Below are 24,903 nucleotides of genomic sequence, written 5' to 3'. Positions count from 1 at the left end.
TGCGCGCCGCCGCGGCCGGGACCAGCATGGCCGCATGACGCTCCATATCGGCATTCTCGCCCACAGCGCCGAGGGCGCGACCCTCTGCTACCGCACGGCCTGGATGGAGGGCGTCGCCCGGATGGGACCGCACGATCATCCCGAGATCACGCTCACCGGAATCGCCATGCACCATGCCCTGGACGCCTGGGAGCGCGGCGATCTGCCGGCGCTGCGCGCGATCTTCCGGGCCGACGCGGCCAAGCTCGCCGCGGCCGGGGCCGATTTCTTCGTGCTGCCCGACAACAGCGCCCATGTCGCGCTCGAATCGCCGGGAGACCCTTTTCCTATTCCCTGCCTGCACATCGCCGAGGTCGTCGCAAGCGAGGCGTCGGCGCGCGGATTTCGTCGGATCGGGATCCTCGGCACGCGCTGGACCATGGACGGGCCAGTCTACCCCGCCGCCCTGGGGAGGCGGGGTCTCGAACGGCGCGTGCCGGGGCACGAAGATCGGGCGCTCGTCCACGACGTCATCATGAACCAGCTCTGCCTGGGCGAGTTTCGCGACGAATCGCGTTCCGCCTATGTGGAGATCATCGACAGGCTCGCCGCGCAGGGCTGCGACGCCGTCGCCCTGGTCTGTACCGAAATTCCGCTGCTGGTCACGCCGGACGTCTCGCCGCTGCCGGTGCTCGATTCGACTCGTCTGCTCGCCCGCGCGGCGGTGGCGGTTGCGCTCGGCGAGCGGCCGCTGCCGCAATGGCACGGTGGGCCGCTCGGCTGATGCAGGCGCCTCCGCCTGACCAGCAAGGATCTAGCGGCGCATTTCCTGCGCCGGCCCGAGGACGCGGATTCGCCGCTCCTCGTTCCACACCTCGACGATATGACTGCCGCCCTGCTCGCGCGCCATTCGGACGGCTTCAGTGTCGTCATTCGCGTCGATATGGCTGGATCCGACGAGCATCCCCTGCCGCAGATAATAAAGATGGTAATGCGCCACTGCCCGGATCCCCTGTTCCGTGCTGCCAAGACAATGAAGATAAACACTTTATCGGCGATTATCGCTATCATGGATCAAGCGGCTCGGAAGGCGCGGCGAAGGGGCTCCGGCCGGATGACTCGGCGGCGGTGCCCGGCTAGGCTGGCGGCGACGGGGGGGGACGCGTGACGCAGCCGCTTGAGGGGATCAGGATCGTCGAGCTGGCCGGGCTGGCGCCGGCGCCGTTCGCGGCGATGATGCTCGCCGATCATGGCGCCGAGGTGATCCGGATCGAGCGCGCCGGCACGATCTCGCCGATCCCGCCGGACAAGGACATCTTGCGGCGCGGCCGCGCGGATATCCTCTCGCTCGATCTCAAGCAGCCCGGGGACGTCGCGCGTGTTCGCGGGCTGGCGCGAGAGGCGGACGGGCTCATCGAAGGCTACCGCCCCGGCGTGATGGAGCGGCTCGGGCTCGGCCCCGAGATCCTCTGCGCCGAGAATCCGCGTCTGGTCTACGGCCGGATGACCGGCTTCGGCCAGGACGGGCCGCTGGCGCAGGCGGCCGGCCACGACCTCAATTATCTCGCTTTGGCCGGCAATCTCGCCACCTACGGCCGCGCCGGGGCGCCGCCGACCCCGCCGGCCAATGCGGTCGGCGATTTCGGCGGCGGCGGCATGATGCTGGCCTTTGCCATGCTCGCCGGTATCCTGTCGGCGCGGGCGACCGGCAGGGGGACGGTGATCGACTGCGCGATGATCGACGGCGCCGCCTTGCTCGCCGCCCAGATCTGGTCGCTGCGCGCCGCCGGCCTGTGGCGCGACGCGCGCGGCGCCAACCTGCTCGATTCCGGCGCCCCCTTCTACGACAGCTACGAATGCGCCGACGGCAAGTGGGTGACGGTGGCCGCCCTCGAGCCGAATTTCTTCGCGATCCTCAAGGCGCGGCTCGGCCTTGCCAGCGATCAGCGCGATCCCGGCCTGCGCGACGAGCTTGCCCGCCTCTTCGCGAGCCAGCCGCGCGACCATTGGTGCGGCCTGCTCGAAGGAAGCGACGCCTGCTTCGCCCCCGTCCTCGACATGGCCGAGGCATCGGCGCACCCGCACAATGTCGCCCGCGCTACCTTCACCGACCGCAGCGGCTTTCCCGAGCCCGCCCCCGCGCCCCGCTTCAAGGAAATCTGATGCTCGACACTTCCCGCCGCACCGCCTTCCTTCCCGAGCACGAGTTGTTCAGGGACCAGGTGCGCCGCTTCCTCGATCGCGAGGTCGTTCCCCATCTCGAGCGCTGGGAGCGGGAAGGGATAGTCGATCGCGACTTGTGGACGAAGAGCGGCGAGGCCGGCTTGCTCTGCCCGACGGTACCCGAGGCCTATGGCGGGCTGGGCCTCGACTTTCGTTACAATGCCGTGATCGACGAGGAACTGGGCTATGCCGGCTCGAGCGCGGGCATCACCCTCCATTCCGACATCGTCGCGCCCTATCTCGTCGCTTATGGCAGCGAGGCGCAGAAGCGGCACTGGCTGCCGCGGATGATCTCCGGCGAAACCCCGACCGCGATCGCGATGACCGAGCCCAGCGCCGGCTCCGACCTCCAGGGCATCCGCACCACGGCGGTGGCGGACGGCGACGATTATGTGGTCAATGGTTCCAAGACCTACATCACCAACGGCCAGCATGCCGAGCTCGTCATCGTCGTCGCCAAGACCGATCCGGGTGAAGGCGCGAAAGGCACCTCGCTCATCCTGGTCGAGTCCGACCGGCCGGGCTTCGCCCGCGGCCGCAACCTCGACAAGATCGGCCTTCACGGCCAGGACACGTCCGAGCTCTTCTTCCAGGACCTGCGCGTGCCCCGCGCCAACCTGCTCGGTGCGGAAGGCATGGGCTTTGCCTATCTGATGAACCAGCTTCCGCAGGAGCGGCTCGCCATCGCTGTCGGCGCCCAGGCCTCGGCGCAGCGCGCCTTCGACGAGGCAGTGCGCTTCACCAGGGAGCGCAAGGCCTTCGGCCGCACCGTCTTCGAGTTCCAGAATACCCGTTTCACGCTGGCCGACCTGGCGGCGAAGCTCCAGGTTGGCTGGGCCCATGTCGATTGGGCGCTCGCCCGGCACGCCGAGGGCCGGCTCACCGCCGACGAGGCCTCGGCCGCGAAGCTCTGGCACACCGACCTGCAATGGGAGGTGTGCGACGCCGCGCTCCAGCTCCATGGCGGCGCCGGCTATATGAACGAGTATCTGATCGCCCGCCTCTGGCGCGACGCCCGTGTCACCCGCATCTTCGGCGGCACCAACGAGATCATGAAGGAAGTCATCTCGCGGGCGATCTGAGGCGCGGATCGATCAGAGCAGCCGGTGCGCCTCGCGCGAGGATTTCGGCCGCCGGCTCGTGATCGTCACCACCGTCGCGAAACTCGTCATCCGGTAGAGGCGCCGCGCGAAGCCTTGGGGCAGGCGGATGCAGCCGTGCGAGGCCGGATAGCCGGGCAGGCGGCCGCCATGGAGCGCGATTCCGTCATGGGTGAGGCGCTGCATGTAGGGCATGGGCGCATTGTCGTAGAGGTTTGAGAAGTGACGGACCCGCTTCTGCAGGATCGGGAAGCGCCCAGTCGGGGTGCGATGCCCCGCCCGGCCCGTGGAGACCGGCGAGGTCGCCAGCAGTGTCTCGCCGCGAAAGACGTAGAGGCGCTGCAGCGGCAGGCTGACGAGGATGCGGACGCTGCGCGCGGCTCCGCGGACGGGCTGGGTCGCCTCGCGCGCCGCCGCCTCGGCGGGCGGTGTGGGTGCAGGTGTCGGTGCCGGTGCCGGCGGTGGCGCGGGCACGAGGGGAGGCAGAGGCACGTTCAGCGCGACTGCGATCAGGCCGGGCGCCGGTGCCGGCTCGACTGCAGGCTTCGTCTCGGCGGCGGGAACGGTCGCGCTGCCGAGCAGCAGGCCGGTCGACGCGCAGAACAGGGCGAAGCGCTTGGTCAGCCCGCCCCGTCGGCGGCCGCGCAGCCAGGCGACGAGGCTGGCCGGCGATGGAAGGGCCGCCGCCCGTCGCGGAGCGGCGCGCGATCTGCTCTTCGGCGGCGATGCCATGCGATTCCCCTATGCACCTCGTTAACCATATCAGCCGCGGCGGCGGCGGAAGGCAAGGGCTGCAGGCCCCACACGGTCTTGTCGCGCCGCGCGCGTCGCGGCATCAGTCCGCGAGCAACGAGGAGCAGGCGATGCGGATCATCGGCAGCTATGTCAGCCCCTATGTGCGCAAGGTGCTCGCCTGCCTCGCGCTCAAGGGTCTCGCCTACGAGATCGACCCGATCACGCCCTTCTACGGCGACGAAAGGTTCGAGCGGCTGAGTCCGCTGCGCCGGATCCCGATCCTGATCGACGGCGATCTCGTCCTCACCGACAGCTCGGTCATCTGCTTCTATCTAGACGAGGCCTATCCGGGCGCGCCCCTGCTCCCGGCGGATCTTCGCGACCGCGCCCGCGCGCGCTGGCTCGAGGAATATGCCGATACCCGCCTCGGCGACATCTTCATCTGGGGGCTGTTCTACCAGAGGATCGTCCACCCGATCGTCTGGGGAGAGCCGGGCGACCAGGCGCGGATCGAGCGCACGCTCGCCGAGGACGCGCCGCGCGAGATGGACTATCTCGAATCGCAGCTGCCCGGCGACGGCTTCCTGTTCGGCGGGATCGGCCTCGCCGACATCGCGATCGCCAGCTTCTTCCGCAACGCCGCTTATGCCGGCTTCGAGCCCGATTCGGAGCGCTGGCCGCGCACGGCCGGCTTCGTCGCACGCACGCTCGCCCACCCGCTGTTCGCCGGTCTGCTGCCGTTCGAGGACGTCCAGCGCGGCGCCAGCCCCAGCGGCCGCCGCCAGGCTCTGCTCGATGCCGGCGCGCCGCTCACCGCCGAGACGCTCGCCACCCGCCAGCCGCGCCGCGGCGTCATGCGCCTGTGAAGACCGCCCCGGCGGCCGCGCTCGGGAAGACACGTTCGAACAGGTGCTGGTAGCTGAGCACCAGCCCGGCTTCGTCGATGAGGAGATCGGCCTCGAACCCAGCGGAAAGGCCGAGATCGACGTAACGCACCCGGCCCCGGCCCTGGCGGTCGTAGCGCTGGCGCGAACGGGCGACGGTGAGCGCGGCGGCGTCGACATAAGCGGTGTCGAGGGTGAGGCTGGCCCCCGCGGCGGCAGGCAGGCGGCGGATGGGAAGGCTGTTGCAGAAGGGCGTTGCGGAGAGGTCCGGCTCGTCGGCGCCGTCCAGATCCGGCCGCCTCGCGCCGTCGACCCGCCAGCCGGTGCCGTCCCACTCCAGCCTGAGACTGTCTTCGCCGGCCGCGCTCCAGCGCCGGACGGTCAGCGACGAGGCGCGCCAATCGGGCGAGAGCCGCCACTCATGGTCCAGCCGGAACCCGCCATCCTCGAGGCACAGGACCGATCCGCGCGCGGTGATCCCATTCGCGCCGACCACCAGCTCGAGCCGCTCCAGCCCGGCGACGTCGGTGCGCCGCCAGTAGAGGACGGTGCGTTCAGGCATCCTCGAGGGCACCGGCACCGCGCAGGCGCGCGGCATCCCGTGCCGGCGGCAACCCGAACTGACGGGCATATTCGCGGCTGAACTGCGAGGCGCTCTCGTAACCCACCGCATGGGCGATCCGCGCCGCCTGGTCGGTTCCGGCGGCGAGGCGGCGGCGGGCTTCCTGGAGCCGGATCTGCTTCTGGTAGGCGAGCGGCGTCATCGCCGTCACCGCCTTGAAATGACGGTGGAAGGCGGACGGGCTCATCGCCGCGAGCCCGGCGAGCGTCTCGACGCGCAGCGGCTCGGCATAATGACCCCTGATCCAGTCGATCGCGCGCCTGACCCGCGTCACCCGGCTGTCGGAGCGGGCGATCTGGCGAAGCGTCGGTCCCTGCGGCCCGAGCAGCAGCCGGTAGAGCAATTCGCGCTCCGCCATCGGCGCCAGCACCGGAACATCGGCGGGTGAATCGCAGAGGCGGACCAGCCGCAGCAGCGGCTCGGCCAGATCGGACGTGATCGGGCTGATCGCGATTCCGGCGGCGGTGGGGCCTTCCGGGCGGGGCGGCAGATCGAGCAGCAAAGCGGAGAGGCTGGCCCGGTCGAGCCGGAGCGCGACCGCGATATAGGGCTGGCCCTGGGTCGCCTCAATGACCTGGCCGGTGATCGGCAGCTCGACCGAGGCGACGAAGAAGCTGCCGGTTCGAAAGTCCAGCGTGCGGCCGCCGGCGCTGACCCGCTTGGCACCCTGGAGGACGAAGCAGATCATCGGCTCGTAAAGGGCCGGAAGAGGCGGCGTGCACGTTGGGCCGACCCGGGCGAACAGCCGCGGCATCGGAAAGCGCAGGTCGGCATCCGCGCCGTCCGCCGCCGGGAAACGTGCCAGCACTTGCCGGCGCAGTTCGGCGATGGTTTCGTGCATGCCTTTCCTTCGCGCGCGAAGGGCGTGGCGCGCAACCCTCGCCGCCGCGATCGGCAGGATCAGGCAAGAAGCCTGCAGGATCGGGCGCGGCCCGGGCGCATCGCCTTCCCATCTCGGCAGGGTCATCGATCAAGGAGGGACATATGACCAGGATTGCGCTCATCACCGGCGCCAGCCGCGGCCTCGGCCGCGCCATGGCGCTCCATCTCGCTGATACCGGGGTCGACATCATCGGCACCTTCCGAAGCCGGCGCGACGAGGCCGACGGGCTCGTCGCCGAGCTCGAGGCCCGCGGCCGCCGCGCGGCGATGCTCCCGCTCGACGTCGGCGATGCCAGCCGCTTCGGCGTCTTTGCCGAAGCGGTGAAGGCGGTGCTCGCCGAATGGTTCGGCCGCGACGATTTCGACTATCTCGTCAACAATGCCGGCCTCGGCCACAACGCCCTCTTCGCGGAGATGGAGGAAGCGGCATTCGACGAGCTGGTGCAGGTCCATCTCAAGGGCCCCTTGTTCCTGACCCAGAAGCTGCTGCCGCTGATCGCCGACGGCGGCCGCATCCTCAACGTGTCGTCCGGACTCACCCGCTTCGCCTTCCCCGGCTACGGCGCCTATGCCGCGGCCAAGGGCGCGGTCGAGGTGCTGACCCGCTACATGGCGCTGGAGCTGGGACCGCGCGGGATCAGGGTGAACGTGCTCGCGCCGGGCGCGATCGCCACCGATTTCGGCGGCGGCGCCGTCCGCGACAATGAAGCGCTCAACGCGCAGGTCAGGGGAGGAATCGCCCTCGGCCGGGTCGGCGAGGCCGACGATATCGGCGGTGCCGTCGCCGCTATCCTGTCGGACGGCTTCGGCTGGGCGAACGGCGCCCGGATCGAAGTCTCCGGCGGGCAGCTACTGTGAAAGTCCGGGGGCGCAATAAAATACTCGAAAATATCGCGCCCCCGATTCACATCACGCCCGCCGGCCGCCGCGTGCCTGCACCATGTCCTCGCGATTCTTCTCGAAGTCGGAGGCGTCGTGCCGCTCCAGCAGCTGCGTCTCGGGTCCGCCGAAGGTTCGGTTGACCATGCGCCCGCGCTTCACCGCCTCGCGGCCGGCGATCAGCTCGACCCAGCGGTCGACGTGGCGATATTCGTGGACCGACAGGAATTCCTGCGCGCCATAGGCGTCGCGCATGATCGATCCGTACCAGGGCCAGATCGCCATGTCGGCGATCGTATATTCGTCGCCCGCCATATATTCGTTCGTCGCCAGATGGGTGTCGAGCACGTGCAGCTGGCGCTTGGTCTCCATCGCATAGCGGTTGATCGGATATTCCATCTTGAACGGCGCATAAGCGAAGAAGTGGCCGAAGCCGCCGCCGACGAACGGCGCCGAGCCCATCTGCCACATCAGCCAGTTCATCGTTTCGGTGCGCTTTCGCGTCTCGGTCGGCAGGAAGGCGCCGAACTTCTCGGCCAGATAGATCAGGATCGATCCGCTCTCGAACACCCGGATCGGCGGATCTACCGAGCGGTCGACCATCGCCGGAATCTTCGAATTGGGATTGATCTCGACGAAGCCGCTCGAAAACTGGTCGCCGTCGCCGATCCGGATCAGCCAGGCATCATATTCGGCGTCGGAATGGCCGGCCGCCAGCAGCTCCTCCAGCATGATCGTGACCTTGACCCCGTTGGGCGTCCCCATCGAGTAGAGCTGGATCGGATGCCGGCCCACCGGCAGCGCCTTGTCGTGGGTGGCGCCGGAGACGGGGCGGTTGATGCCGGCGAACTGGCCGCCGCTCGGCTGGTCCCAGGTCCACACCCGGGACGGCACGTAGCCGGGGGGCTGATTGTCGTCGGCTTGAGTCTGATCGGTCATGTCGTTTCTCCCAAAGGCCCCGTGACCGGACAGGTAGGATCGGCCCGCGCCCAGCTCCAGAGTGGCGCTTTCGCCACGGCGTGCGACACCGCCCGCTCAACCGCCGTGACGACAGGAAATCCATTCTGCTTCAACAACAAGGTAAGTTCGGACGTCGAAGAGACCGGATGCAACACTTACGATCCTGTTGCACTTCCGCAAGTCCTCGCAAGAAAAACTCGATACGCCGCTCGGCCGCTTGACAAGCGCTGTCATTCTGTTAGCGCTAACAATGGCCGTTAGCGCTAACATCCCTCACGAGTCGTGCGATTCGGAGGTCAGTATCCGGACGAAGAGCCGGAAAAGGGGAGGAATGATGAACGAGCTCGACAGTCGCCCTGTGTCCGCCGGTTCCCGCAAGCTCCGGGTCGGTCTCGCCGCCGGCGTATCGGTTCTGGCCACCTCCCTTCTTGCCGCGCCCGCTTTCGCGCAGGACGCCGCGCCTTCGACGGCGCCGTCGGCGGAGCAGGGTGCGGCCGGCGGCGCCGCCGCGCAGGGCACCACCGCCGGGCAGGGCGACGAGGAGATCCTCGTCACCGGCATCCGCGCCTCGCTCGACCGGGCCATCGACATCCGTCGCAATTCCGACGGCATCGTCGACGCCATCTCGGCCGAGGATATCGGCAAGTTCCCCGACACCAACCTCGCCGAGTCGCTGCAGCGCATTCCGGGCGTCTCGATCAGCCGGGTGAATGGCGAGGGATCGGAAGTGACGGTGCGCGGCTTCGGCGGCGCCTTCAACCTCGTCACCCTGAACGGCCGCACCATGCCTGCCTCGAACGTCAACGCGGTCGGCGGTGACCAGGACGTCGACTTCGCGCGCGCCACCAGCCGCTCGTTCGACTTCTCGAATCTCGCCGCGGAAGGCGTGCGCACGCTCGAGGTCTACAAGACCGGCCGTCCCTCCATTCCCTCGGGCGGCATCGGCGCCACCATCAACGTCGTCACCATGCGTCCGCTCGACGCCGGCCTCACCGGCCTTTCCGGCAGCATCGGCGCCCGCGCCGTCCACGATGCGAGCGTCGATCGCGGCAGCGACATCACCCCCGAAGTCTCGGGCGTGCTCAGCTGGGTCGATCCCAACGAGCGGGTCGGCATCTCGATCTTCGGCAGCTATCAGGAGCGCGACAGCGCCGCCGTCAGTGCCACCTCGAACGCCTGGAACATCCGCCGCCTCGAGGATTTCCTCAATCCGGACAACGGCTTCGTCAACGCCGCCACGCAGATCGAGAACGCGCCGGCGCCCGGCAGCCTCGTCTCGGTCCCCAACGACAGCCGCTATCACTTCTCGGAGAGCGAGCGCGAGCGTCTCAATGCCCAGGCGGTCCTCCAGTTCAGGCCGATCGACACGCTGACCTTCACCGCCGATGCGCTCTACGCCCGCCAGCGCCAGAACGAGCAGCGGACCGATCAGACCAACTGGTTCAACCGGCCGTTCCGCCAGGTTCGCTTCGACGACAATCCCGACGTGGCGACGACGATCTTCCTCCAGGAGAATATCTCCGGCGTGAAGGATACCGGCTTCGAGCAGCAATATCGCGCCACCGAGGACACGCTCGAATCCTACGGTCTCAACCTGCGCTGGGAAGCGACGGATGCGCTGACCTTCACGCTCGACGGCCACATCTCCGAGGCCGACAGCGGCCCCGGCGCGCGCAACGGGGCCAGCTCGACGCTGGTCAGCATCGGGGCGCCGGTCATCGCCGCCCACTCGGTCGACTATACCGGCCGCATTCCGGTCCAGAACATCACCATCAACGACGCGCTCCGCGGCAACGGCAATGGCGTGCTCGACATCGGCGATCTCGGCAGCCAGGTCGCCCGCACCAACGCGTCGCGGCAGAACCACCGGATCAACGAGGTCCGCTTCGACGCCCGCTGGGAGCTGAGCGACCAGTTCCGGGTCGATGTCGGCGGCGACTATGTCGATTCGCGGATGCGCAGCGATCGCACCCAGACCCAGCAGACGCTGGGCGATTGGGGCATCGGCGATCCAGGCGACGTCGAGCAGTTCGCACCGGGCCTGGTCGAGCAATTCTGCCTCACCTGCCGGTTCGACCGCTTCGACCCGCAGGCATCGGGCGCAAGCCTGATCGCTTTCCGCGGCAACGCGCTCGACCTCTACGACGCCCTGTCCCAGGCCTATGCCGGCCTCGGCAACCCGGTGAACGTCACCGGCAACGACTTCAACGTCGTCGAGGAGGAGGTCTGGGCGGTCTACGGCCAGTTGACCTGGCAGGGCGACCTGTTCGGCCGGCCCGCGACCCTGGTCATCGGCGGGCGTTACGAGGAGACGCGGGTCGACTCGCTCGCCATCGTCGCCGTGCCGGATGAGATCCGATGGGTTTCCGACAACGATTTCACCCGCATCATCGGCTCGCGCACCGAGACGATCGTCCGAGACGGCCGCTACAACAACTTCCTGCCGGCGATCGACTTCCGCATCGAGGCTTTCGAGGATTTCATCATCCGCGCCTCGGCGAGCCGGACGCTGGCGCGGCCGGAATATGGAAATCTGTTCGTCTCCGACACCGCCAACGCGCCGGGCCGGCCGATCGCCAATGGCGGCGTCGCTTCCGGCGCCAGCGGCAATGCCGATCTCGATCCGCTCGTCTCTGACAATTTCGACATCGCGGCGGAATGGTATTTCGCGCCGTCCAGCTACGTGTCGGCCGGCTTCTTCTACAAGCATGTCCGCAACTTCGTCGGCACCTCGCAGGTCACCCGGCAGCTCTTCGGCCTGCGCGATCCGAGTTCGGGCGCCCCGGGTACCCGGTCGGGCATCGCCCGCGAGCAGCTGCTCGATATCGGCGCCGACATCAGCGACGTGAACCTGTTCACGCTCACCGCGCTGATCGTCCAGAATGGCGGCGACGTCGCCGCGGCGCGGGCCCAGTTCGAAGCCAATTACAGCGGCGGCGCGCTGAACCAGGCCTTCGTCGACGCCACGCTGAGGGCCGTCGACATCTCGCCCGACGCCAACGATCCGTTCTTCGAGTTCGCGGTCAACACGCCGGTCAACAACCGTTCCGGCGACATTCACGGGATCGAGCTGGCCGGGCAATACTTCCTCGGCAATACCGGCCTCGGCATCGCCGGCTCCTACACGATGGTGAACGGCGACGTGTCGATCGACGTCGGTGCCGATCCGGGCGTCGATCAGTTCGCTCTGCTCGGTCTCAGCGACAGCTTCAACGTCACCCTCATCTACGAGAATTACGGCATCTCGGCCCGGTTGGCCTATAATTGGCGCGACAAGTATCTGGCCGCGACCAATCGCGGCGGCGGCGATCGCAACCCGGTCTTCGTCGCTCCGTTCGGCACGCTCGATCTCAACCTCAGCTACGACATCAACCCGCAATTCGCGGTGTCGTTCGAGGCGATCAACCTGACCAGCGAGCCGGTGCGGACCTATGGCCGAGATCCGAGCAACCTGTGGTTCGCGCAGGAGCTGAAGCCCCGCTTCATTCTCGGCGGCCGCTTCCGCTTCTGAGGCGTCTTCCTCTCCCCTCGAGGGGGGAGGGCGAGCCGCGAAGCGGCGAAGGAGAGGGGGATGTCGGCATCTCCTTCTCACGTCCGGGGAAAGGGGCTTGTCGCGCAGCCATGACCCCTCCCTCGGGCGGTTCTCCCGATCGGCGAGGCTCATCCTGGCGTCGCCGGTCGAACAGGGGAGGGGGAGGGCGCGACCTGGCGGCGCGGCCTCCCCCGGCTCCCGAGTTGAGTGGGTCCGCGCTTTGCTCCATCATCGCGCCATGACGGCGAAGGCGTTCCATGCCAGCGAAACGGGCCTGCCATGAGCCGCCCCGAGCTTCTCAACAATGTCGATCATGCCGATCTGCGCGTGATCATCCGCCACGCCGCCGAATTTGGCGACGCCGTCAACCAGGTCCTCGTCTTCCCGACCGAATATGAGGAGTTGCAGCGCGAATATCCGATCTTCTTCCGGCGCGACGAGCAGGGCGAGTTCCGCTCGATGGTCCTGCTCGGGCTCGACCGCGACGAGAATCTCTTCCTCGGCCCTTCGGGCTGGGACGCGCGCTACGTCCCGGCCGCCCAGCAGCGCGGACCCTTCACCATCGGCATCCAAAAGGGCGAGCCGATGGTCCATGTCGATCGGGATCATCCGCGGATCAGCCGGGACGAAGGCGAGCCGCTCTTCCTGCCGCATGGCGGCAACGCGCCCTATCTCGATCACGTCGCCGCCTTGCTAAGGCTCATCCATCAGGGCCACGAGGTGAGCGGGCCGATGTTCGCCGCCTTCGCCGAGCTCTCGCTCATCCGGCCGGTGGCGGTCGAGATCCAGCTCGATGCCGGCGAGCAATATGTCGTCCCGGACCTCCATACGATCGACGAGGAGAGGCTGGCGCGGCTCGGCGGGGCCGAGCTCGACCGGCTGCATCGCGGCGGCTTCCTTCGCGCCGCCTTCATGGCCGCGAGCTCGGTGGCGAATGTCGACCGACTGATCGCGCTCAAGAACCGCCGGCGGGAAGGCCGATGAGCGGGTCGGTACGTCCGGCGGCGGCGAGTGGGCCATCGCCCTTCGGCACGCCGGCGCGCCGCCTGCCCGGCATCTCCGCCGATTCCATCCCGTATGACGAGCTGATGGCGGGGCAGCAGCCGGTGGTCCTCGAAGGGGTCGTCGCCGACTGGGCACTGGCGCGCGCCGGGGCGCAGTCGGCCGCGGCGGCGATCGCCTATCTCAAGCGATTCGACGCCGGCCGGCCGGTCACCGTCTATCGCGGAGCTGCCGAGATGGGCGGCCGCTTCTTCTACGACGAGACGCTGACCGGCTTCAATTTCGAGTCCGGCCGGGCCGGCCTCTCCGCGATCCTCGACGAGATGGAAGCGCGTACCGGCGGGACCGACGGTTCCTCTTTCTATATCGGCTCGACCGACCTCGATCTCTATCTGCCCGGACTTCGCGCCGAAAACGACCTGCCGCTCGACCATCCCATGTTCCGGACAGGCCCGTTGCTGGCCAGCATCTGGATCGGCAACCGGACGATCGCCTCGACTCATTACGACATGTCGAACAACCTCGCCGCCTGCGTCGTCGGCCGGCGCCGCTTCACCCTGTTTCCGCCCGATCAGATCGCCAATCTCTATCCCGGTCCGCTCGAGCCGACTCCGGGGGGCCAGGTGGTCAGCATGGTCGACCTGCGCGCGCCCGATCTCGAGCGCTTCCCGCGCTTTCGCGACGCGATGGCGGCGGCACAGGTCGCCGATCTCGCGCCCGGAGACCTGCTCTTCTACCCGGCCTTGTGGTGGCACGACGTCGAGGCCTTCGACGGCTTCAACGTCCTGATCAACTATTGGTGGAACCCGTCGCCGGCCTTTCTCGACACGCCGATGAACACGCTTCTCCATGCCATGCTGAGCCTTCGCGACCGGCCCGACGCGGAGAAGGAGGCGTGGCGCCATCTGTTCGATTATTACATCTTCGGTCCGCCCGATCGCCCGGTCGCGCACCTGCCCGAACAGGCCCGGGGCCCGCTCGCCCCGCTCGATCCGATGACGGCGCGCCGCCTGCGCGCCCTGCTGCTCAACAAGCTCAACCGGTGAGGGAAGCGCCACGCCTGCGCGACGAGGGGAGGGAGATTTGGACGGCCATCAGGTGAGGAAGGTTGTCATTGCCGGCGGCGGCACCGCGGGGTGGATCGCGGCGACGGCGCTCAGCCGTCAGCTCGGGCCCTTCCTCGACATCACCCTCGTCGAATCCGAGGAGATCGGCACCGTCGGCGTCGGCGAATCGACCATTCCGACGACCCACAGCTTCCATCGGTTGATCGGCATCGACGAGCGCGACTTCGTCTGTGCCACCCGCTCCACCTTCAAGCTCGGCATCCTGTTCGAGGATTGGGGGCGGATCGGGGACCGCTACATCCACAGTTTCGGCTCGGTCGGCCGCGGCACCTGGATGGGCGATTTCCAGCATCTGTGGCTCGAGGCGCGGGCGCAGGGACATGCCGGCGATTTCGGCGCGCATGGCTTCGAGCATGAGGCGGCGCGCGCGCACAAGTTCGCGACCGCGGACAAGGCGCCCGGCGGCCGGATCAACTATGCCTATCATCTCGAGGCGTCGCTCTATGCCCGCTATCTGCGCGGCCTCGCCGAAAAAGCGGGCGTGCGCCGGATCGAAGGGAAGATCGCCGGCGTCGACCAGGATCCGGAAACCGGATTCATCCGCGCGCTGGCAATGGAATCGGGCGAACGGGTCGAGGGCGACCTGTTCATCGACTGCACCGGCTTTCGCGGGCTGCTCATCGAGCAGACGCTGAAGGCCAGCTTCGAGGACTGGCGGCACTGGCTTCCGACCGACAGCGCGATCGCGGTCCAGACGAAGGCGGTCGGCCCCGCCATGCCCTATACGCGCGCCATCGCCCACCGGGCCGGCTGGCAGTGGCGGATCCCGCTCCAGCACCGGGTCGGCAACGGCCTCGTCTTCGCCAGCGAGCATATGAGCGAGGATCAGGCCCAGGCGCTGCTGCGCGAGCGGCTGGAGGGCGAGATGCTGACCGAGCCGCGGCTGATCCGCTTCAAGGCGGGCCGGCGGCGCAAGGTCTGGGACCGCAACTGCGTCGCGCTGGGGCTGGCGAGCGGCTTCATCGAGCCGCTGGAATCGACCAGCATCCACCTGATCATGATCGCGGTGACCCGGCTCATCCAGTCCTTCCCTTTCGGCGGCGTCAACGAGGCCGTCGCGGCGCGCTTCAACGAGCTGTCGGCGCGCGAGCTGATCGGCATTCGCGACTTCATCATCCTCCATTATCGCCTCAACCAGCGCGACGACGGCGACTTCTGGCCGCGCATGCGCGAGATCGAGATCCCCGACACGCTCGCCCGGCGGATCGACCTGTTCCGCGAGAATGCCCTCGCCTGGCAGGATGCGGAGGAGCTGTTCCGGATCGATTCCTGGACCCAGGTCATGCTCGGCCAGCGCCTCGAGCCGAAGAGCTGGCACCGCCTCGCCCGGCTGATGACGCCGGCGCAGCTCCAGCAGGCGCTGGGCGACCTCAGGGCCAATATCGCCAAGGCCGTCGCGGCGATGCCCGCGCACCAGGACTTCCTCGATGCTTATTGCCCGTCCCCCATACCCTAATTCGGGGACGCAATATGAATTTGTTCCCCAAGGCGGGAGCGGCTAGTCTACGGCCATGGCCAGGCTCGCCCGTGTCGTCATCCCCGACGTGCCCCATCACGTCACCCAGCGCGGCAACCGCTCGCAGGCAATCTTCTTCTCCGACGCCGACCGGCAGGCCTATCTCGACCTGGTCGGGAGAGCCTGCGCCGAGCGCGAAGTCGCCTGCCTCGCCTGGTGCCTGATGACCAATCACGTCCACCTCGTCCTGACCCCCAAGGACGAGGACGGGCTGCGCGGCGCCCTCGCCGAGGCGCACCGGCGCTATACGCGGCGGGTCAATGCCGCGAAGGGCTGGACCGGCTACCTGTTTCAGGGCCGCTTCGCTTCCTATCCGATGGACCCGGCCCACCTCGTGGTGGCCGTGCGCTATATCGAGCTCAATCCGGTGCGCGCGGGCCTGGTCGACCGCGCCGAGGACTGGCCCTGGTCGAGCGCCCGCGCCCACGTCACCGGCAGGAGCGACGGCTTCACCGATCTGGCCGCTTTGTCGGGCCTGTATCGCAACTGGCGCGCGATGCTGGCGCACGGCCTCGAGGCCGGGGACATGGACGATGCGACGGTCGCGGCGATCGAGTCGCACCTGCGCACCGGCCGCCCGCTCGGCGACGACGCGTTCGTCGGGAGTCTCGAGACCCGGGTCGGGCGGGCCCTGAAGCCCGGCCGCCGCGGCCGCAAGCCCCGCGCGTCCTAAATCGGGGACGCAATACGAATTTCGCACGTCCGCCGGTCCGGCCGGCGATCGCCGAATGCCGTTGGGGAAATAAGTATTGCGTTGTCTAATTGATTTTGCGTCTCCGGGTTGTGACCGACGGCTATGGTTGTCTCCGAGGTCACGGGTCGGCTTTGGAGCCTGGGTTGACCCGTGCCTCATGATCGCGGTCAGGCGTAAGGGTGTGGATGTCTCTGATGTCCCCGACGCAGTCGAAGCTGCGACACAATAAACGAGATCATCCGTCTTTGGCGTCCGGTCGGCTTGCCGTTGGGATCAGGCCCAGCGGAAGTCGGTCTCGGTTCGCCAGAGCGTGTGGAGGAGCAAGGCGAGCTTGCGTGCGACGGCGACGCGTGCGCGCTTGGGTCCCTTTGTGGCGGCGAGTTCCAGGCCCCATCGGCGCAAGGCGCAGTCGCGCTTGACCCGGGCGAGCAGGCTGTTGGCCGCCTCATAGAGGCTGCGGCGCAGCATCCGATCGCCGGCCTTGGAGATGCGCCCCTTGGTGTCGCGCTCACCGGACTGGTGTCGCCTGGGGACCAGGCCGGCGAAGGCGCCGACATCGGCCCCTCGAGCGAAGCGGCTCGGATCCTCGACGCTGGCCTTGAACGTCATCGCGTTGACCGGACCGACCCCGGGCACAGTCATCAGGCGAGCGCACACCGGATCAGCGGCGGTGCGCCGCTTGAGCTCGCGGGTCGCCGCGGCGATCTGCGCCTCCAGCGCCGAGAGAGCGGCGACGAGCGGCGCCAACGGCGCCTCGAGCTCGGGTCTTTGCGCGAGCAGAACCTGAAGGCGCTCGGCGCGCTTGGCGGACGTCGTGGCCGAGCCCAGCCTCAGGCCGAACAGCTTCAGCAGGCCGCGCAGCTGGTTCTTCATCGCCGCATGGGCGCGAACCAGCTGCTCGCGCACCTTGAGTCACGCCCGATCGAGATGGGTGGCGCTGTCCTTCATGTGCACCGCCCTGAACCAGCCGGTGCGCGACAGCTGCGCCAGGCCCTCGGCATCGTGCGGGTCGCTCTTGTTGACCCGCGCCGACAGCACCCCCTTGGCATGGCGAGCGCAGATGCACACCGCCGGAACGCCGCGCTCGACGAGGCTATGATAGAGAAAGGAGGAAAGCGCGCCGGTCTCGAGGACCACCCTGACCACGGCGGGACAGTGCTTCTTCAGAACCTGTGCCAGCACCTGCGGATCGCTCGCACACACCCCTCGCCAGACGACCGACCCGGCCTCATCGACCAGGCAGATGTGCGTGCTCTTGTCGGAAACATCCAAGCCAGCGTAAAACTGCACCACGGGTCCATCCTCCTCCTTGAAGCGGTTGCAACACCCGACTTCGTATCAGCAGGAGGATGGGCCTACCTCAATTACGCCATGTCCCCGAATTTGCCGCCAGGCCGGGGACATGGACGATGCGACGGTCGCGGCGATCGAGTCGCACCTGCGCACCGGCCGCCCGCTCGGCGACGACGCGTTCGTCGGAGCCTCGAGACCCGGGTCAGGCGGGCCCTGAAGCCCGGCCGCCGCGGCCGCAAGCCCCGCGCCTCGCGCCTTAAATCGGGGACGTAATACGAATTACGCGTTCCCAGTGGTCCGGCGGGGCATCGCCGAATGGAGACTCGCGAGAGAAATAAGTATTGCGTCCCCGAATTCTTTCCCGAATTCTTTCGCGGGATGAGGGAGGGTGAGTCCCGCCATCCCGCGAAAGCCGTTTCCGATCGGCGCCCGCTCAGGCGGGAAAGCCCCTCGCCGGGTCGGCGCTCGCGCGCACGCCGGGTTCGGAGGCCCCGCTGCGGAAGGTCGTCCCGGTCGCCCGGCGAAGGGCCTTGCGGCCCTGGCTCACCAGCCTGGGCAGGCCATAGACTGCCGCCAGGCCGACCAGTAGCGCGCCCCCGCCCCAGGCGATCCGGTCATTGCGCATCGGCCGACTCCGACCGTTCGGCCTTGGCCGCCTTCTCGGCATCGCGCGTGGCCTGGTGGATGTCCTGGGAGGCGCCCATGTCGCCCTTGGTCGTCCGCCCGGCGCCCGGGCCGGCGCCGAGATCCGATCCGGTCATCGGATCCTTGGACGGATCGGATTTGAGCCGCGTCACCATCTTGGCCATCGCCGCGCCGTCCCCGGGGCCGAGCTTGACGCTCGCCGTGCCGTCGCCGCCGGTATCGGCGGGGAGCACCTCGTTGAGATCGTCGATCCGGTCCCATTGCTCGCCGCTGTTCCACGGGCCCTGCATGTCGCCTTCGCCCTGCGAAGCGTTGACGTACATGTCGGTATAGGGATCGACGCCCGGCAGCTTGCCCGGCGGGAAGTTGTTCTCGATCGAATGGAGCGCCTTCTCGAACGATTTCTGATGCGCGATCTCGCGCGTCATCAGGAATCCGAGCGCCTCCTTGATCCCGGGATCGTCGGTGATCCCGATCAGCCGTTCGTAGACGATCTTCGCCCGGCTCTCGGCGGCGATGTTGGAGCGCAGGTCCACCGTCGGTTCGCCCCGGCTGTCGACATAGGCGGCGGTCCAGGGAACGCCGGCCGAATCCATCAGCGCGGGGCCGCCGCCGAACAGGATCGATTCCTTGACGCTGGTGCTGCTCGTGCCGACCATCTGGTAGAGCTCGGCCTCGGCCTTCTGCTGCTCGGAGAGCTGGGCGCGGACGCCCTTGTTGAGCATGGTCACGATCGATCCGATCACCTCGAGATGGCTCAGTTCCTCGGTGGCGATGTCGAGCAGCATGTCCTTGCGGCCGGGATCCTCCTCGGCGAGACCCTGGGTGAAATAGCGCATCGCCGCGGCCAGCTCGCCGTCGGCGCCGCCGAACTGCTCGAGCATCATGCAGGCGAGTTTCGGGTTCGGCTCCGAGACGCGAACGGTATATTGCAGGCGTTTGTTGTGCATGAACATGGGGGCTTGCTCCTGGGTTGGTCCGATCAACAAGCCCGCGGGCGTGCCTTCGTTCCCATCGTGACGGGTCCGTCGCATGATATCGCGGCGAATGCCGGGCGCGGCAGGATAGACAGCCGATTCAGCGGCTTGTGGCCTCGAGCCGGCGAGACCGTCAAAGCCGCCTCGGCGGACGAGGAGGCGAAGTTCGACCGAGAGGGAAGCTCGTGATCAGGACGCTCTTCATCCTTTCCGCCGCGTATCTCGCCGCGATCGGCCTTGCGCTGACGGTGGTGCCGCTCCAATTCGGCGTCGGCGCGGTTCCGGCCGACGCCTCGCCCGAGCTCGTCGCCCTGCTGCGGCTTCTCGGCGGACCGTTCCTCGGTATCGCCGTGCTGAACTGGCTGTCGCGCGATGCCGAGCCAAGGGGCGCGCGGGCGATCCTGATCGCCAATCTCGTCGGCTTTGCTGCCGTGGCGGCCAACGACGTCTGGGGCGTCGCCAGCGGCGAGGCCCGGGCGCTTGCCCGCATCTTCCTGGTCGTCCACCTGCAGTTCGCCTTCGCCTTCCTCGCAGCTTTGCGGTCCGCCGCGGCGGGGCGGGCGGTCCCGGCACCTCCACCTGACCAGGACGGCCTCTAAGGCTTCTTGCCCCGCCCGATCAGGGAATCTCCCGCGCCGTATCGGGGTTGCCACCGATGGGGCGGCCCGGGTGCGCAGGGTAGAGAGGGGCTCGCCGCCCCCGGGCTCCGATCGCTTCGACCGCAGGAAGGAACCGTCAGATGAAGCTCATCCGTCTCGCCTTCGCCAGTGCCGCCCCGGCGGCTCTTGCCCTCGCCGCGACCTCGGCGCCCGCCGCGGCCCAGGCGGGCCAGTCGTCCGCCCCTTCCGCCTTCGAATATGCCATGCTTGCCGTGCTCGACGACGCCACCCGCGCTGACGTGGTGAGCCGCGCCACCGCCGGCAACAGCGTCATCGGCGTGGTCAGCACGATCCTGCTCAACCATTATCAGGAAGGCGGCCCGCGCAATCCGGGCCAGTCGCTCGAGGTCGTCGCCGTCGACTTCGCCCGCGGCGTCGTGATCATCCGCCGCGCCCCCGACGCCTTCGAGATCCGCCGCTTCGACCCTCGCACCCTGCAGCTGCGCTAGGCTTGTGAGCAGCGGTCGGTCCGGGCCGCCGGATCGGCCGCTGCGCTCGGCATCGACCTTCGCCAGATGACGGCGGAAAGCGCCTCGTCACGCTCGAAGTTCGGGCCGCCCCGGCCGTGCCTTCAGCCGATCTCCTCGATCAGCGCCGGCAGGTCGGCGAGCGACTGGAGCCGCCGGTAGCGGTCATGGTCGACCGGCTCCGCAGCCTGTTCGTGGGTCCAGGCGAGCGCCTGCGGCACGAAGGCGGCCCAGGCGCCCGCCTGCAGAGCCGGGACGATGTCGGAACGCAGCGAATCGCCGGCCATGATCGCCTGATGCGGCTCGACGCCGCTGCGAGCGATCAGGCTTCGGAAGGTGTCCGCTCTCTTGTCGCTGACGATCTCGACTGACGCGAAAGAGCTGCCGAGCCCGGAGGCGGCGAGCTTCGCCTCCTGGTGAAGCAGTTCGCCCTTGGTGAGGAGGACGAGATCGCCCAGGCCGGCGAGCGCCTCGATCGTGTCGCCGACGCCTTCGAGCAGCTCGACCGGATGACTGAGGAGCGCCCGTCCGGCCTCCAGGATCTGGCGGATGCCGCCGACGGGGAGGGCATCGCCGCCGAGCTCGACCGCGGCCTCGATCATCGAGAGCGTGAAGCTCTTGGCGCCGTAGCCGTAGAGTTCGAGGTTGCGCTCTTCCATGGCCGCCAGCGTCGATCGCGCGATGCCCGCCTCCGCGAAGGGCGCGATCATGTCGGCGAAGGCCTGCTCGGCCGCCTCGAAATGCCGCATATTGTGCCAGAGCGTGTCGTCGGCATCGAGCAGGATGAGCTTGATCGGCATGGCGGTCGCTTAAGGCGGAGTGGGCGGCCGAGCCAAGCCGATCGTGCATATGTCGGCCGCCCTTGCGGGGACTGCCGCGTCGCGCCGCCCCGGATTCTCTCACGCCTGTCGTGTCATCGCGGCCCGTCCTGACAGCGCCTCGCTATTTTCGATTATTTTATTCGGCACGCGCCGCGTCACGATGGCACCTCGGCGACGCCAATCACCTCTATAATGGCTTCGACACCTTCTCGATGGAGCAGCGGGCTTCGGGCTCATGCGGATGGGCACGCGCAGCAGCGGCATGGCACTCAAGCGCATTCAACGCGATCAGCTTCGGCTCGGCATGTACGTCCATGCCTTCGACGGCTCATGGTTCGACCACCCGTTCTGGAGGCGGGGATTCCTGATCCAGCGCGAGAGCGAGCTGGCGGCGGTGCACGGCAGCGGCATCGATACGCTGCTGATCGATACGTCGAAGGGCAGCGACATCCCGGCAGCAGCGGGAGCCGGGGCTTCGCGCAAGCGGCCGGCCCAAGCGGAGGCGCACGACCCGAGAACTGAGGCTGCGACCCAGGTCGTGAACCGCTCCAAGGAAAAGGTGCGCGAGCTGTTCGATGCGGCCCGCCTCGGCAAGGCGGTCGAATCCAGCGCCGTCCTCTCGGTCGTGGCCGAGGTCGCCAGCGAGATCGAGCATAACCGCCGGGCCTTGCTCCGGGTGCTGCGGCTCAAGTCGAAGGATGAATATACCTATCTTCATTCGGTCGCGGTCTGCGCGCTGATGGTCAATCTCGCCGCCCAGATCGGGCTCGACGAGCGGACGGCGGCGAAGCTCGGAACGGCGGGCCTGCTGCACGATGTCGGCAAGGTGAAGATCCCCGACGAGGTGCTCAACAAGCCGGGCCGGCTGACCGACGAGGAATATGCGCTGGCCAAGACCCATTCGATTGAGGGCTACCGCCTCCTCGTCCAGGTCGAGGGCATTCCGCCGGTGGCCCTCGACGTGTGTCAGCATCACCACGAGAAAATGGATGGGACCGGCTATCCCCATGGCCTGAACGGCGAGGAGATCAGCCTGGCGGCCCGGATGGGCGCGATCTGCGACGTCTACGACGCCCTGACCTCCAACCGCCCCTACAAGAACGCCTGGACTCCGCTCGAGGCGATCACGCGCATGCGGCAATGGCAGGGCCATTTCGATCCGCAGCTCCTCTTCGCCTTCATGCTGAGCGTCGGCCTGCTTCCGGTCGGGACGGTCGTCGAGCTGCGAAGGGAGCGGCTCGGAATCGTCATCGAAGGCGGCCGCCGCGCGACCCGCCCCAAGGTGCTGGCCTTCTACTCGACCCGCCGGCGCAGGTTCACCCGTACCGAGCTCACCGTCGCCGGCGACGGCCGCTTCGGCGACGCCATCCTCGCCGAGGTGGATCCGGCGAAATGGGGCATCGCGCAGGAGCGGATCGATCATTTCGTGCGGCTGGGCGTGCCCTGGGTATAGCTTCGGCAGACAGTCAGCGAGCCCGAGCGCAAGCGCAAGCGGCGTGTCGTCTCGCGGCCACCGTTACACCGTGCCCGTAGCGGAAGCGCCGTCTCGATCGCCTGCGATCAACCGTCGCTTGTTCAGGCACCCTCCTGGGCTTGCTTTCGGCCTATTGCGGGCACTGAGGCTGGCGCGGTAGGTTGCGCCCATGGGGAACGATCAAAAGCTTACTGGTTCGTCGAACAAGGACCATGACAGCATATTCGACGCGGACACGCCTGAGATCCGTCAGCGACTGGAGGGGATACAAAGGATCGTAGAACGGAGCGTGGCCAACGTAGAACGGTGCGTCAGCTATGGCATGCCGGCTTTTCGCAGAGGGAAAGTCTTCTTCTACTTCGCTTCTTTCAAGAAGCACATCGGGATCTACCCACCGGTCATCAAGCCCGCAGCTTTGGTCGATGATCTGGCACCTTACCGAGGACCCAAGGGGAACCTGATATTTCGGCACAGCGAGCCCCTGCCAATTGAACTCGTAGGCCGTGTTGCGGAAGCCTTGGCCGACCAATATGCGCCGGATGATCGGGGCTGACGTCCGCTTCCCGCCCACCCCGGCCGGTCGACCATCAATCCTATGGCGCGCCATGAGAGCCGAAATTCAGTTGCGCCGCCGACACTAGTCCGGCTGCGCCCCGTTGCAGACCCTCAGTCTGGTTCCGCGCCGGCGATTGCCCGCAGGCGTCGGCTGAGGCGATCATCGCCGGCCGGAACGACGCCGACATCCTCGTGTCCGGGGATCCAGCCTGTCCGCACCGTGCGCGCGGCCAAGGCTGCCTGTGCAGCCCGGCGCGCCCGCTCTCCCTCACCCTTCGAGCGATAGATCACCGCGCGCGCGGCTTCCGCCTGGAAGACCATCGACGAGAAGATCGGATCATCAGCAGCGTCGAGCGCCGCCAAAGCCCGCTCGTACCGTTCCGTGCGCTCGTGAAGCGCCACAAGCATCGCATAATCGTATGCCGCACTCGTTCGGGAAAGCGGCTCCCGGACCTGCTGCTCGATCGCGTCTTCCAGCAGCTCGAGCGCGCGTTGCACCTCTCCCGAAACATAATATGCGTGCGCCATTTCGAGCAGTGCGGGAGCGACATGGAATGGATCGCCTTCATCGACGCATCGGCCAAGCAGCCGGATCGCCGCTGCGGGGTGACTGTCCTTCAAGATCGATCCCTGGATTCGCAGATATTGCGCCTTTTGACTTCGGCTGCGCGCCAGCTTGGCGTCGAAGGCGGCTTCCATCTGTGCGCCCCAATGTGTGTTGCGGTACCAGTCCTCGCTGCCCATCAAGCTGCGCATAGGGGCAGAATGCTAAGGTCCGCTTTCCGCCGACTAAGTTGAAAATCTCGGCAGCCAGATCCGAGCCGACGCGGGTTCGACCGTGGCTGCCCTCCTCAGGCGGGTGCCGGTTGCGGAATCGGCATCGGCTTGGCGAGCTTACTCGAACTTGATGGCACTCCGTCCGGTGCGTCGGGAGCCGAAAGGATGCAGGACGGTTCTGCCCCCGAGGAGCGCTGAAGCGATGGATGAACGGGAAAAGCAGGAGATACGCGCCGCCTTCGGCGACGCGGTGAATATGACCCCGAGCGAGCTCGAAAAGTGGCTCGCCACGCCCGAAAGCCAGGAGGTCGGGTTCACGCGTGAGGGCGAAGGCGAGGCTGTCGGACACCAATCGGGGCGCCGCATCGTCGAGATCAAGCGCGCCAGACAGTCCGAGCTGCGCGACGACGATTATGCGCACATGAAGAAGGTCGTCGGCTACGTTCACCGCCATAGAGCGCAAGGCGGCCCTTCGGAGGACAAGGAACACAGCCGATGGCGCTATTCACTTATGAACTGGGGCCACGATCCCATGAAGGCATAGCGGCCACGCCTCAGCGCTTGCGCAGCGCCCCTGGCTTGTGGGCAGCTTCGGCGCCGGTCTTGTCGCTTTTGACCAGATATTCCGGATTGTCCTTCGAGGCGGCGACCTTGTGCGACTTGATGTGAGTCTCGGACGTCAGCTTGCGCTCGACCTTGCCCTCGACCTCGCCCTGGCTGCTATCCCACGCGACCTTGTCGCCCTTCTTGAACTCGGCCACTGCCGTGGTCTCCTGACTGCATCCTTGTTCCTCTGGCCGAGGATAGCAATCAAACCGTTCGGTGCGGCCGGCGTTCCCAAGACATCTATTGCCGACCCCGTCGGCGACCCTCTCCGCCGGCATCGCGGGGACGCAACACCTGTTGTGCGGCGGCAATGCCGTCAGCCGCCAAAGTCCGCAGGGGCCTGCCGGCATGAGCTTCGACCGCCCGGCGGACGCACCACAAGCGCCTCGGATCGAAAGCCCCGCATCCCGACCACGTCTTGCTCGAGCCACGGCCGCTCGCCGGCACGCCAGAGCGGCGCACGATGCGCCACGCGATACCTCCGCGGCCCGCTG

Annotated in this window: 27 protein-coding genes; 15 read left to right on the top strand and 12 right to left on the bottom strand. The window is 67.7% G+C overall.

Going from position 1 to position 24,903, the window contains the following annotated elements; translation table 11 throughout:
* Nucleotides 1-34 precede the first annotated feature (34 nt).
* Nucleotides 35-763 (top strand): aspartate/glutamate racemase family protein, encoded by a 729-nt coding sequence (locus DDE10_RS16085; protein WP_114953804.1) that lies wholly within the window; start codon nucleotides 35-37, stop codon nucleotides 761-763.
* Nucleotides 764-793: 30 nt separating this feature from the next.
* Here the strand turns inward: DDE10_RS16085 and DDE10_RS16080 are convergent, their stop codons facing one another.
* Entirely contained in the window at nucleotides 794-979 is a 186-nt protein-coding gene (locus DDE10_RS16080) for a hypothetical protein (protein ID WP_114953803.1), read from the bottom strand.
* 164 nt (nucleotides 980-1,143) lie between these two features.
* Here DDE10_RS16080 and DDE10_RS16075 point away from each other — a divergent pair, with 164 nt between their 5' ends.
* Entirely contained in the window at nucleotides 1,144-2,142 is a 999-nt protein-coding gene (locus DDE10_RS16075) for a CaiB/BaiF CoA transferase family protein (protein ID WP_114953802.1), read from the top strand.
* The gene (locus DDE10_RS16070; protein ID WP_114953801.1) at nucleotides 2,142-3,284 is read left to right on the top strand and encodes an acyl-CoA dehydrogenase family protein; all 1,143 of its coding nucleotides are present in this window, start codon (nucleotides 2,142-2,144) and stop codon (nucleotides 3,282-3,284) included. The genes DDE10_RS16075 and DDE10_RS16070 overlap by 1 nt, the downstream gene beginning before the upstream one ends.
* A 12-nt stretch (nucleotides 3,285-3,296) precedes the next feature.
* On the opposite strand, the gene DDE10_RS16065 is transcribed toward DDE10_RS16070, so the two are convergent.
* The gene (locus tag DDE10_RS16065; protein WP_114953800.1) at nucleotides 3,297-4,034 is read right to left on the bottom strand and encodes a L,D-transpeptidase family protein; all 738 of its coding nucleotides are present in this window, start codon (nucleotides 4,032-4,034) and stop codon (nucleotides 3,297-3,299) included.
* Nucleotides 4,035-4,165: 131 nt separating this feature from the next.
* Between DDE10_RS16065 and DDE10_RS16060 the strand changes: the two genes are divergently transcribed.
* The gene (locus tag DDE10_RS16060; RefSeq protein ID WP_114953799.1) at nucleotides 4,166-4,903 is read left to right on the top strand and encodes a glutathione S-transferase family protein; all 738 of its coding nucleotides are present in this window, start codon (nucleotides 4,166-4,168) and stop codon (nucleotides 4,901-4,903) included.
* Here DDE10_RS16060 and DDE10_RS16055 read toward each other — a convergent pair.
* On the bottom strand, nucleotides 4,890-5,483 hold the full coding sequence (locus DDE10_RS16055) for a putative glycolipid-binding domain-containing protein (protein WP_114953862.1): 594 nt from the start codon (nucleotides 5,481-5,483) through the stop codon (nucleotides 4,890-4,892). The two genes, DDE10_RS16060 and DDE10_RS16055, sit on opposite strands and share 14 nt — an antisense overlap.
* The gene (locus DDE10_RS16050; RefSeq protein ID WP_114953861.1) at nucleotides 5,476-6,384 is read right to left on the bottom strand and encodes an AraC family transcriptional regulator; all 909 of its coding nucleotides are present in this window, start codon (nucleotides 6,382-6,384) and stop codon (nucleotides 5,476-5,478) included. Before DDE10_RS16050 ends, DDE10_RS16055 begins: the two co-directional genes overlap by 8 nt.
* Before the next feature lie 143 nt (nucleotides 6,385-6,527).
* Between DDE10_RS16050 and DDE10_RS16045 the strand changes: the two genes are divergently transcribed.
* Nucleotides 6,528-7,283, top strand: coding sequence for an SDR family NAD(P)-dependent oxidoreductase (locus DDE10_RS16045; RefSeq protein ID WP_114953798.1), 756 nt, complete (start codon nucleotides 6,528-6,530; stop codon nucleotides 7,281-7,283).
* A 51-nt stretch (nucleotides 7,284-7,334) separates the two neighbouring features.
* Here DDE10_RS16045 and yghU read toward each other — a convergent pair whose 3' ends face one another.
* A complete protein-coding gene (yghU, locus tag DDE10_RS16040) occupies nucleotides 7,335-8,243 on the bottom strand; it encodes a glutathione-dependent disulfide-bond oxidoreductase (protein ID WP_114953797.1) in 909 nt (302 codons plus the stop codon).
* Nucleotides 8,244-8,598: 355 nt separating this feature from the next.
* On the opposite strand from yghU, the gene DDE10_RS16035 reads away from it, so the two are divergent.
* The 5 genes from DDE10_RS16035 to DDE10_RS16015 all read left to right on the top strand — a co-directional run bounded on the left by DDE10_RS16035 (nucleotide 8,599) and on the right by DDE10_RS16015 (nucleotide 16,114).
* Nucleotides 8,599-11,775, top strand: coding sequence for a TonB-dependent receptor (locus tag DDE10_RS16035; RefSeq protein WP_114953796.1), 3,177 nt, complete (start codon nucleotides 8,599-8,601; stop codon nucleotides 11,773-11,775).
* 300 nt (nucleotides 11,776-12,075) lie between these two features.
* Nucleotides 12,076-12,780 carry a SapC family protein gene (locus tag DDE10_RS16030; RefSeq protein WP_114953795.1) on the top strand — a complete coding sequence of 235 codons (705 nt, stop codon included), beginning with the start codon at nucleotides 12,076-12,078 and terminating at the stop codon, nucleotides 12,778-12,780.
* Nucleotides 12,781-12,884: 104 nt separating this feature from the next.
* On the top strand, nucleotides 12,885-13,844 hold the full coding sequence (locus DDE10_RS16025; RefSeq protein WP_284734716.1) for a cupin-like domain-containing protein: 960 nt from the start codon (nucleotides 12,885-12,887) through the stop codon (nucleotides 13,842-13,844).
* Nucleotides 13,845-13,881: 37 nt separating this feature from the next.
* Nucleotides 13,882-15,381, top strand: a complete 1,500-nt coding sequence (locus DDE10_RS16020) for a tryptophan halogenase family protein (protein WP_114953793.1) — start codon at nucleotides 13,882-13,884, stop codon at nucleotides 15,379-15,381.
* A gap of 55 nt (nucleotides 15,382-15,436) precedes the next feature.
* On the top strand, nucleotides 15,437-16,114 hold the full coding sequence (locus tag DDE10_RS16015) for a transposase (RefSeq protein WP_114953792.1): 678 nt from the start codon (nucleotides 15,437-15,439) through the stop codon (nucleotides 16,112-16,114).
* A gap of 294 nt (nucleotides 16,115-16,408) precedes the next feature.
* On the opposite strand, the gene DDE10_RS16010 is transcribed toward DDE10_RS16015, so the two are convergent.
* The 4 genes from DDE10_RS16010 to DDE10_RS15995 all read right to left on the bottom strand — a co-directional run bounded on the left by DDE10_RS16010 (nucleotide 16,409) and on the right by DDE10_RS15995 (nucleotide 19,029).
* A complete protein-coding gene (locus DDE10_RS16010) occupies nucleotides 16,409-17,041 on the bottom strand; it encodes an IS110 family RNA-guided transposase (protein WP_114953791.1) in 633 nt (210 codons plus the stop codon).
* A gap of 6 nt (nucleotides 17,042-17,047) precedes the next feature.
* Complete coding sequence (locus DDE10_RS16005; protein WP_162806670.1) at nucleotides 17,048-17,425, bottom strand: IS110 family transposase; 378 nt, start codon at nucleotides 17,423-17,425, stop codon at nucleotides 17,048-17,050.
* A 436-nt stretch (nucleotides 17,426-17,861) separates the two neighbouring features.
* Nucleotides 17,862-18,053 (bottom strand): hypothetical protein, encoded by a 192-nt coding sequence (locus DDE10_RS16000; RefSeq protein ID WP_114953789.1) that lies wholly within the window; start codon nucleotides 18,051-18,053, stop codon nucleotides 17,862-17,864.
* A complete protein-coding gene (locus tag DDE10_RS15995) occupies nucleotides 18,043-19,029 on the bottom strand; it encodes a manganese catalase family protein (protein WP_114953788.1) in 987 nt (328 codons plus the stop codon). Before DDE10_RS15995 ends, DDE10_RS16000 begins: the two co-directional genes overlap by 11 nt.
* A gap of 206 nt (nucleotides 19,030-19,235) precedes the next feature.
* Here DDE10_RS15995 and DDE10_RS15985 point away from each other — a divergent pair, with 206 nt between their 5' ends.
* Both DDE10_RS15985 and DDE10_RS15980 read left to right on the top strand, forming a co-directional pair.
* Nucleotides 19,236-19,649 (top strand): hypothetical protein, encoded by a 414-nt coding sequence (locus tag DDE10_RS15985; RefSeq protein ID WP_284734707.1) that lies wholly within the window; start codon nucleotides 19,236-19,238, stop codon nucleotides 19,647-19,649.
* Between the two features lie 140 nt (nucleotides 19,650-19,789).
* Complete coding sequence (locus DDE10_RS15980; RefSeq protein WP_114953786.1) at nucleotides 19,790-20,158, top strand: hypothetical protein; 369 nt, start codon at nucleotides 19,790-19,792, stop codon at nucleotides 20,156-20,158.
* Between the two features lie 122 nt (nucleotides 20,159-20,280).
* Here DDE10_RS15980 and DDE10_RS15975 read toward each other — a convergent pair whose 3' ends face one another.
* On the bottom strand, nucleotides 20,281-20,976 hold the full coding sequence (locus tag DDE10_RS15975; RefSeq protein ID WP_114953785.1) for an HAD family hydrolase: 696 nt from the start codon (nucleotides 20,974-20,976) through the stop codon (nucleotides 20,281-20,283).
* Nucleotides 20,977-21,259: 283 nt separating this feature from the next.
* On the opposite strand from DDE10_RS15975, the gene DDE10_RS15970 reads away from it, so the two are divergent.
* Together DDE10_RS15970 and DDE10_RS23520 are read left to right on the top strand one after the other, a co-directional pair.
* Nucleotides 21,260-22,450 carry an HD-GYP domain-containing protein gene (locus DDE10_RS15970; RefSeq protein WP_114953860.1) on the top strand — a complete coding sequence of 397 codons (1,191 nt, stop codon included), beginning with the start codon at nucleotides 21,260-21,262 and terminating at the stop codon, nucleotides 22,448-22,450.
* Between the two features lie 190 nt (nucleotides 22,451-22,640).
* Nucleotides 22,641-23,024, top strand: coding sequence for an iron chaperone (locus DDE10_RS23520; protein ID WP_162806669.1), 384 nt, complete (start codon nucleotides 22,641-22,643; stop codon nucleotides 23,022-23,024).
* Nucleotides 23,025-23,137: 113 nt separating this feature from the next.
* On the opposite strand, the gene DDE10_RS15965 is transcribed toward DDE10_RS23520, so the two are convergent.
* Nucleotides 23,138-23,770 carry a hypothetical protein gene (locus DDE10_RS15965; RefSeq protein WP_162806668.1) on the bottom strand — a complete coding sequence of 211 codons (633 nt, stop codon included), beginning with the start codon at nucleotides 23,768-23,770 and terminating at the stop codon, nucleotides 23,138-23,140.
* Nucleotides 23,771-24,005: 235 nt separating this feature from the next.
* On the opposite strand from DDE10_RS15965, the gene DDE10_RS15960 reads away from it, so the two are divergent.
* Entirely contained in the window at nucleotides 24,006-24,347 is a 342-nt protein-coding gene (locus DDE10_RS15960; RefSeq protein WP_114953783.1) for a DUF3140 domain-containing protein, read from the top strand.
* Between the two features lie 10 nt (nucleotides 24,348-24,357).
* On the opposite strand, the gene DDE10_RS23875 is transcribed toward DDE10_RS15960, so the two are convergent.
* Complete coding sequence (locus DDE10_RS23875) at nucleotides 24,358-24,564, bottom strand: hypervirulence associated TUDOR domain-containing protein (protein ID WP_284734706.1); 207 nt, start codon at nucleotides 24,562-24,564, stop codon at nucleotides 24,358-24,360.
* Nucleotides 24,565-24,903 lie beyond the last annotated feature (339 nt).

Source organism: Sphingosinicella terrae (genome assembly GCF_003347635.1).
In the GTDB taxonomy this organism is placed as follows: domain Bacteria; phylum Pseudomonadota; class Alphaproteobacteria; order Sphingomonadales; family Sphingomonadaceae; genus Allosphingosinicella; species Allosphingosinicella terrae.
Note: the sequence above shows the minus strand (reverse complement) of the source record. Positions and strands in the feature narration are given on the sequence as shown.

Bases quoted from the DNA above. Each gene is read 5' to 3' on its own strand.
- DDE10_RS16085 (WP_114953804.1), top strand. From the start codon at position 35: ATGACGCTCCATATCGGCATTCTCGCCCACAGCGCCGAGGGCGCGACC.
- DDE10_RS16070 (WP_114953801.1), top strand. From the start codon at position 2,142: ATGCTCGACACTTCCCGCCGCACCGCCTTCCTTCCCGAGCACGAGTTG.
- DDE10_RS16065 (WP_114953800.1), bottom strand. From the start codon at position 4,034: ATGGCATCGCCGCCGAAGAGCAGATCGCGCGCCGCTCCGCGACGGGCG.
- DDE10_RS16060 (WP_114953799.1), top strand. From the start codon at position 4,166: ATGCGGATCATCGGCAGCTATGTCAGCCCCTATGTGCGCAAGGTGCTC.
- DDE10_RS16055 (WP_114953862.1), bottom strand. From the start codon at position 5,483: ATGCCTGAACGCACCGTCCTCTACTGGCGGCGCACCGACGTCGCCGGG.
- DDE10_RS16050 (WP_114953861.1), bottom strand. From the start codon at position 6,384: ATGCACGAAACCATCGCCGAACTGCGCCGGCAAGTGCTGGCACGTTTC.
- DDE10_RS16045 (WP_114953798.1), top strand. From the start codon at position 6,528: ATGACCAGGATTGCGCTCATCACCGGCGCCAGCCGCGGCCTCGGCCGC.
- yghU (WP_114953797.1), bottom strand. From the start codon at position 8,243: ATGACCGATCAGACTCAAGCCGACGACAATCAGCCCCCCGGCTACGTG.
- DDE10_RS16035 (WP_114953796.1), top strand. From the start codon at position 8,599: ATGAACGAGCTCGACAGTCGCCCTGTGTCCGCCGGTTCCCGCAAGCTC.
- DDE10_RS16030 (WP_114953795.1), top strand. From the start codon at position 12,076: ATGAGCCGCCCCGAGCTTCTCAACAATGTCGATCATGCCGATCTGCGC.
- DDE10_RS16025 (WP_284734716.1), top strand. From the start codon at position 12,885: ATGGCGGGGCAGCAGCCGGTGGTCCTCGAAGGGGTCGTCGCCGACTGG.
- DDE10_RS16015 (WP_114953792.1), top strand. From the start codon at position 15,437: ATGGCCAGGCTCGCCCGTGTCGTCATCCCCGACGTGCCCCATCACGTC.
- DDE10_RS16000 (WP_114953789.1), bottom strand. From the start codon at position 18,053: ATGCGCAATGACCGGATCGCCTGGGGCGGGGGCGCGCTACTGGTCGGC.
- DDE10_RS15995 (WP_114953788.1), bottom strand. From the start codon at position 19,029: ATGTTCATGCACAACAAACGCCTGCAATATACCGTTCGCGTCTCGGAG.
- DDE10_RS15980 (WP_114953786.1), top strand. From the start codon at position 19,790: ATGAAGCTCATCCGTCTCGCCTTCGCCAGTGCCGCCCCGGCGGCTCTT.
- DDE10_RS15975 (WP_114953785.1), bottom strand. From the start codon at position 20,976: ATGCCGATCAAGCTCATCCTGCTCGATGCCGACGACACGCTCTGGCAC.
- DDE10_RS15970 (WP_114953860.1), top strand. From the start codon at position 21,260: ATGGCACTCAAGCGCATTCAACGCGATCAGCTTCGGCTCGGCATGTAC.
- DDE10_RS23520 (WP_162806669.1), top strand. From the start codon at position 22,641: ATGGGGAACGATCAAAAGCTTACTGGTTCGTCGAACAAGGACCATGAC.
- DDE10_RS15965 (WP_162806668.1), bottom strand. From the start codon at position 23,770: ATGGGCAGCGAGGACTGGTACCGCAACACACATTGGGGCGCACAGATG.
- DDE10_RS15960 (WP_114953783.1), top strand. From the start codon at position 24,006: ATGGATGAACGGGAAAAGCAGGAGATACGCGCCGCCTTCGGCGACGCG.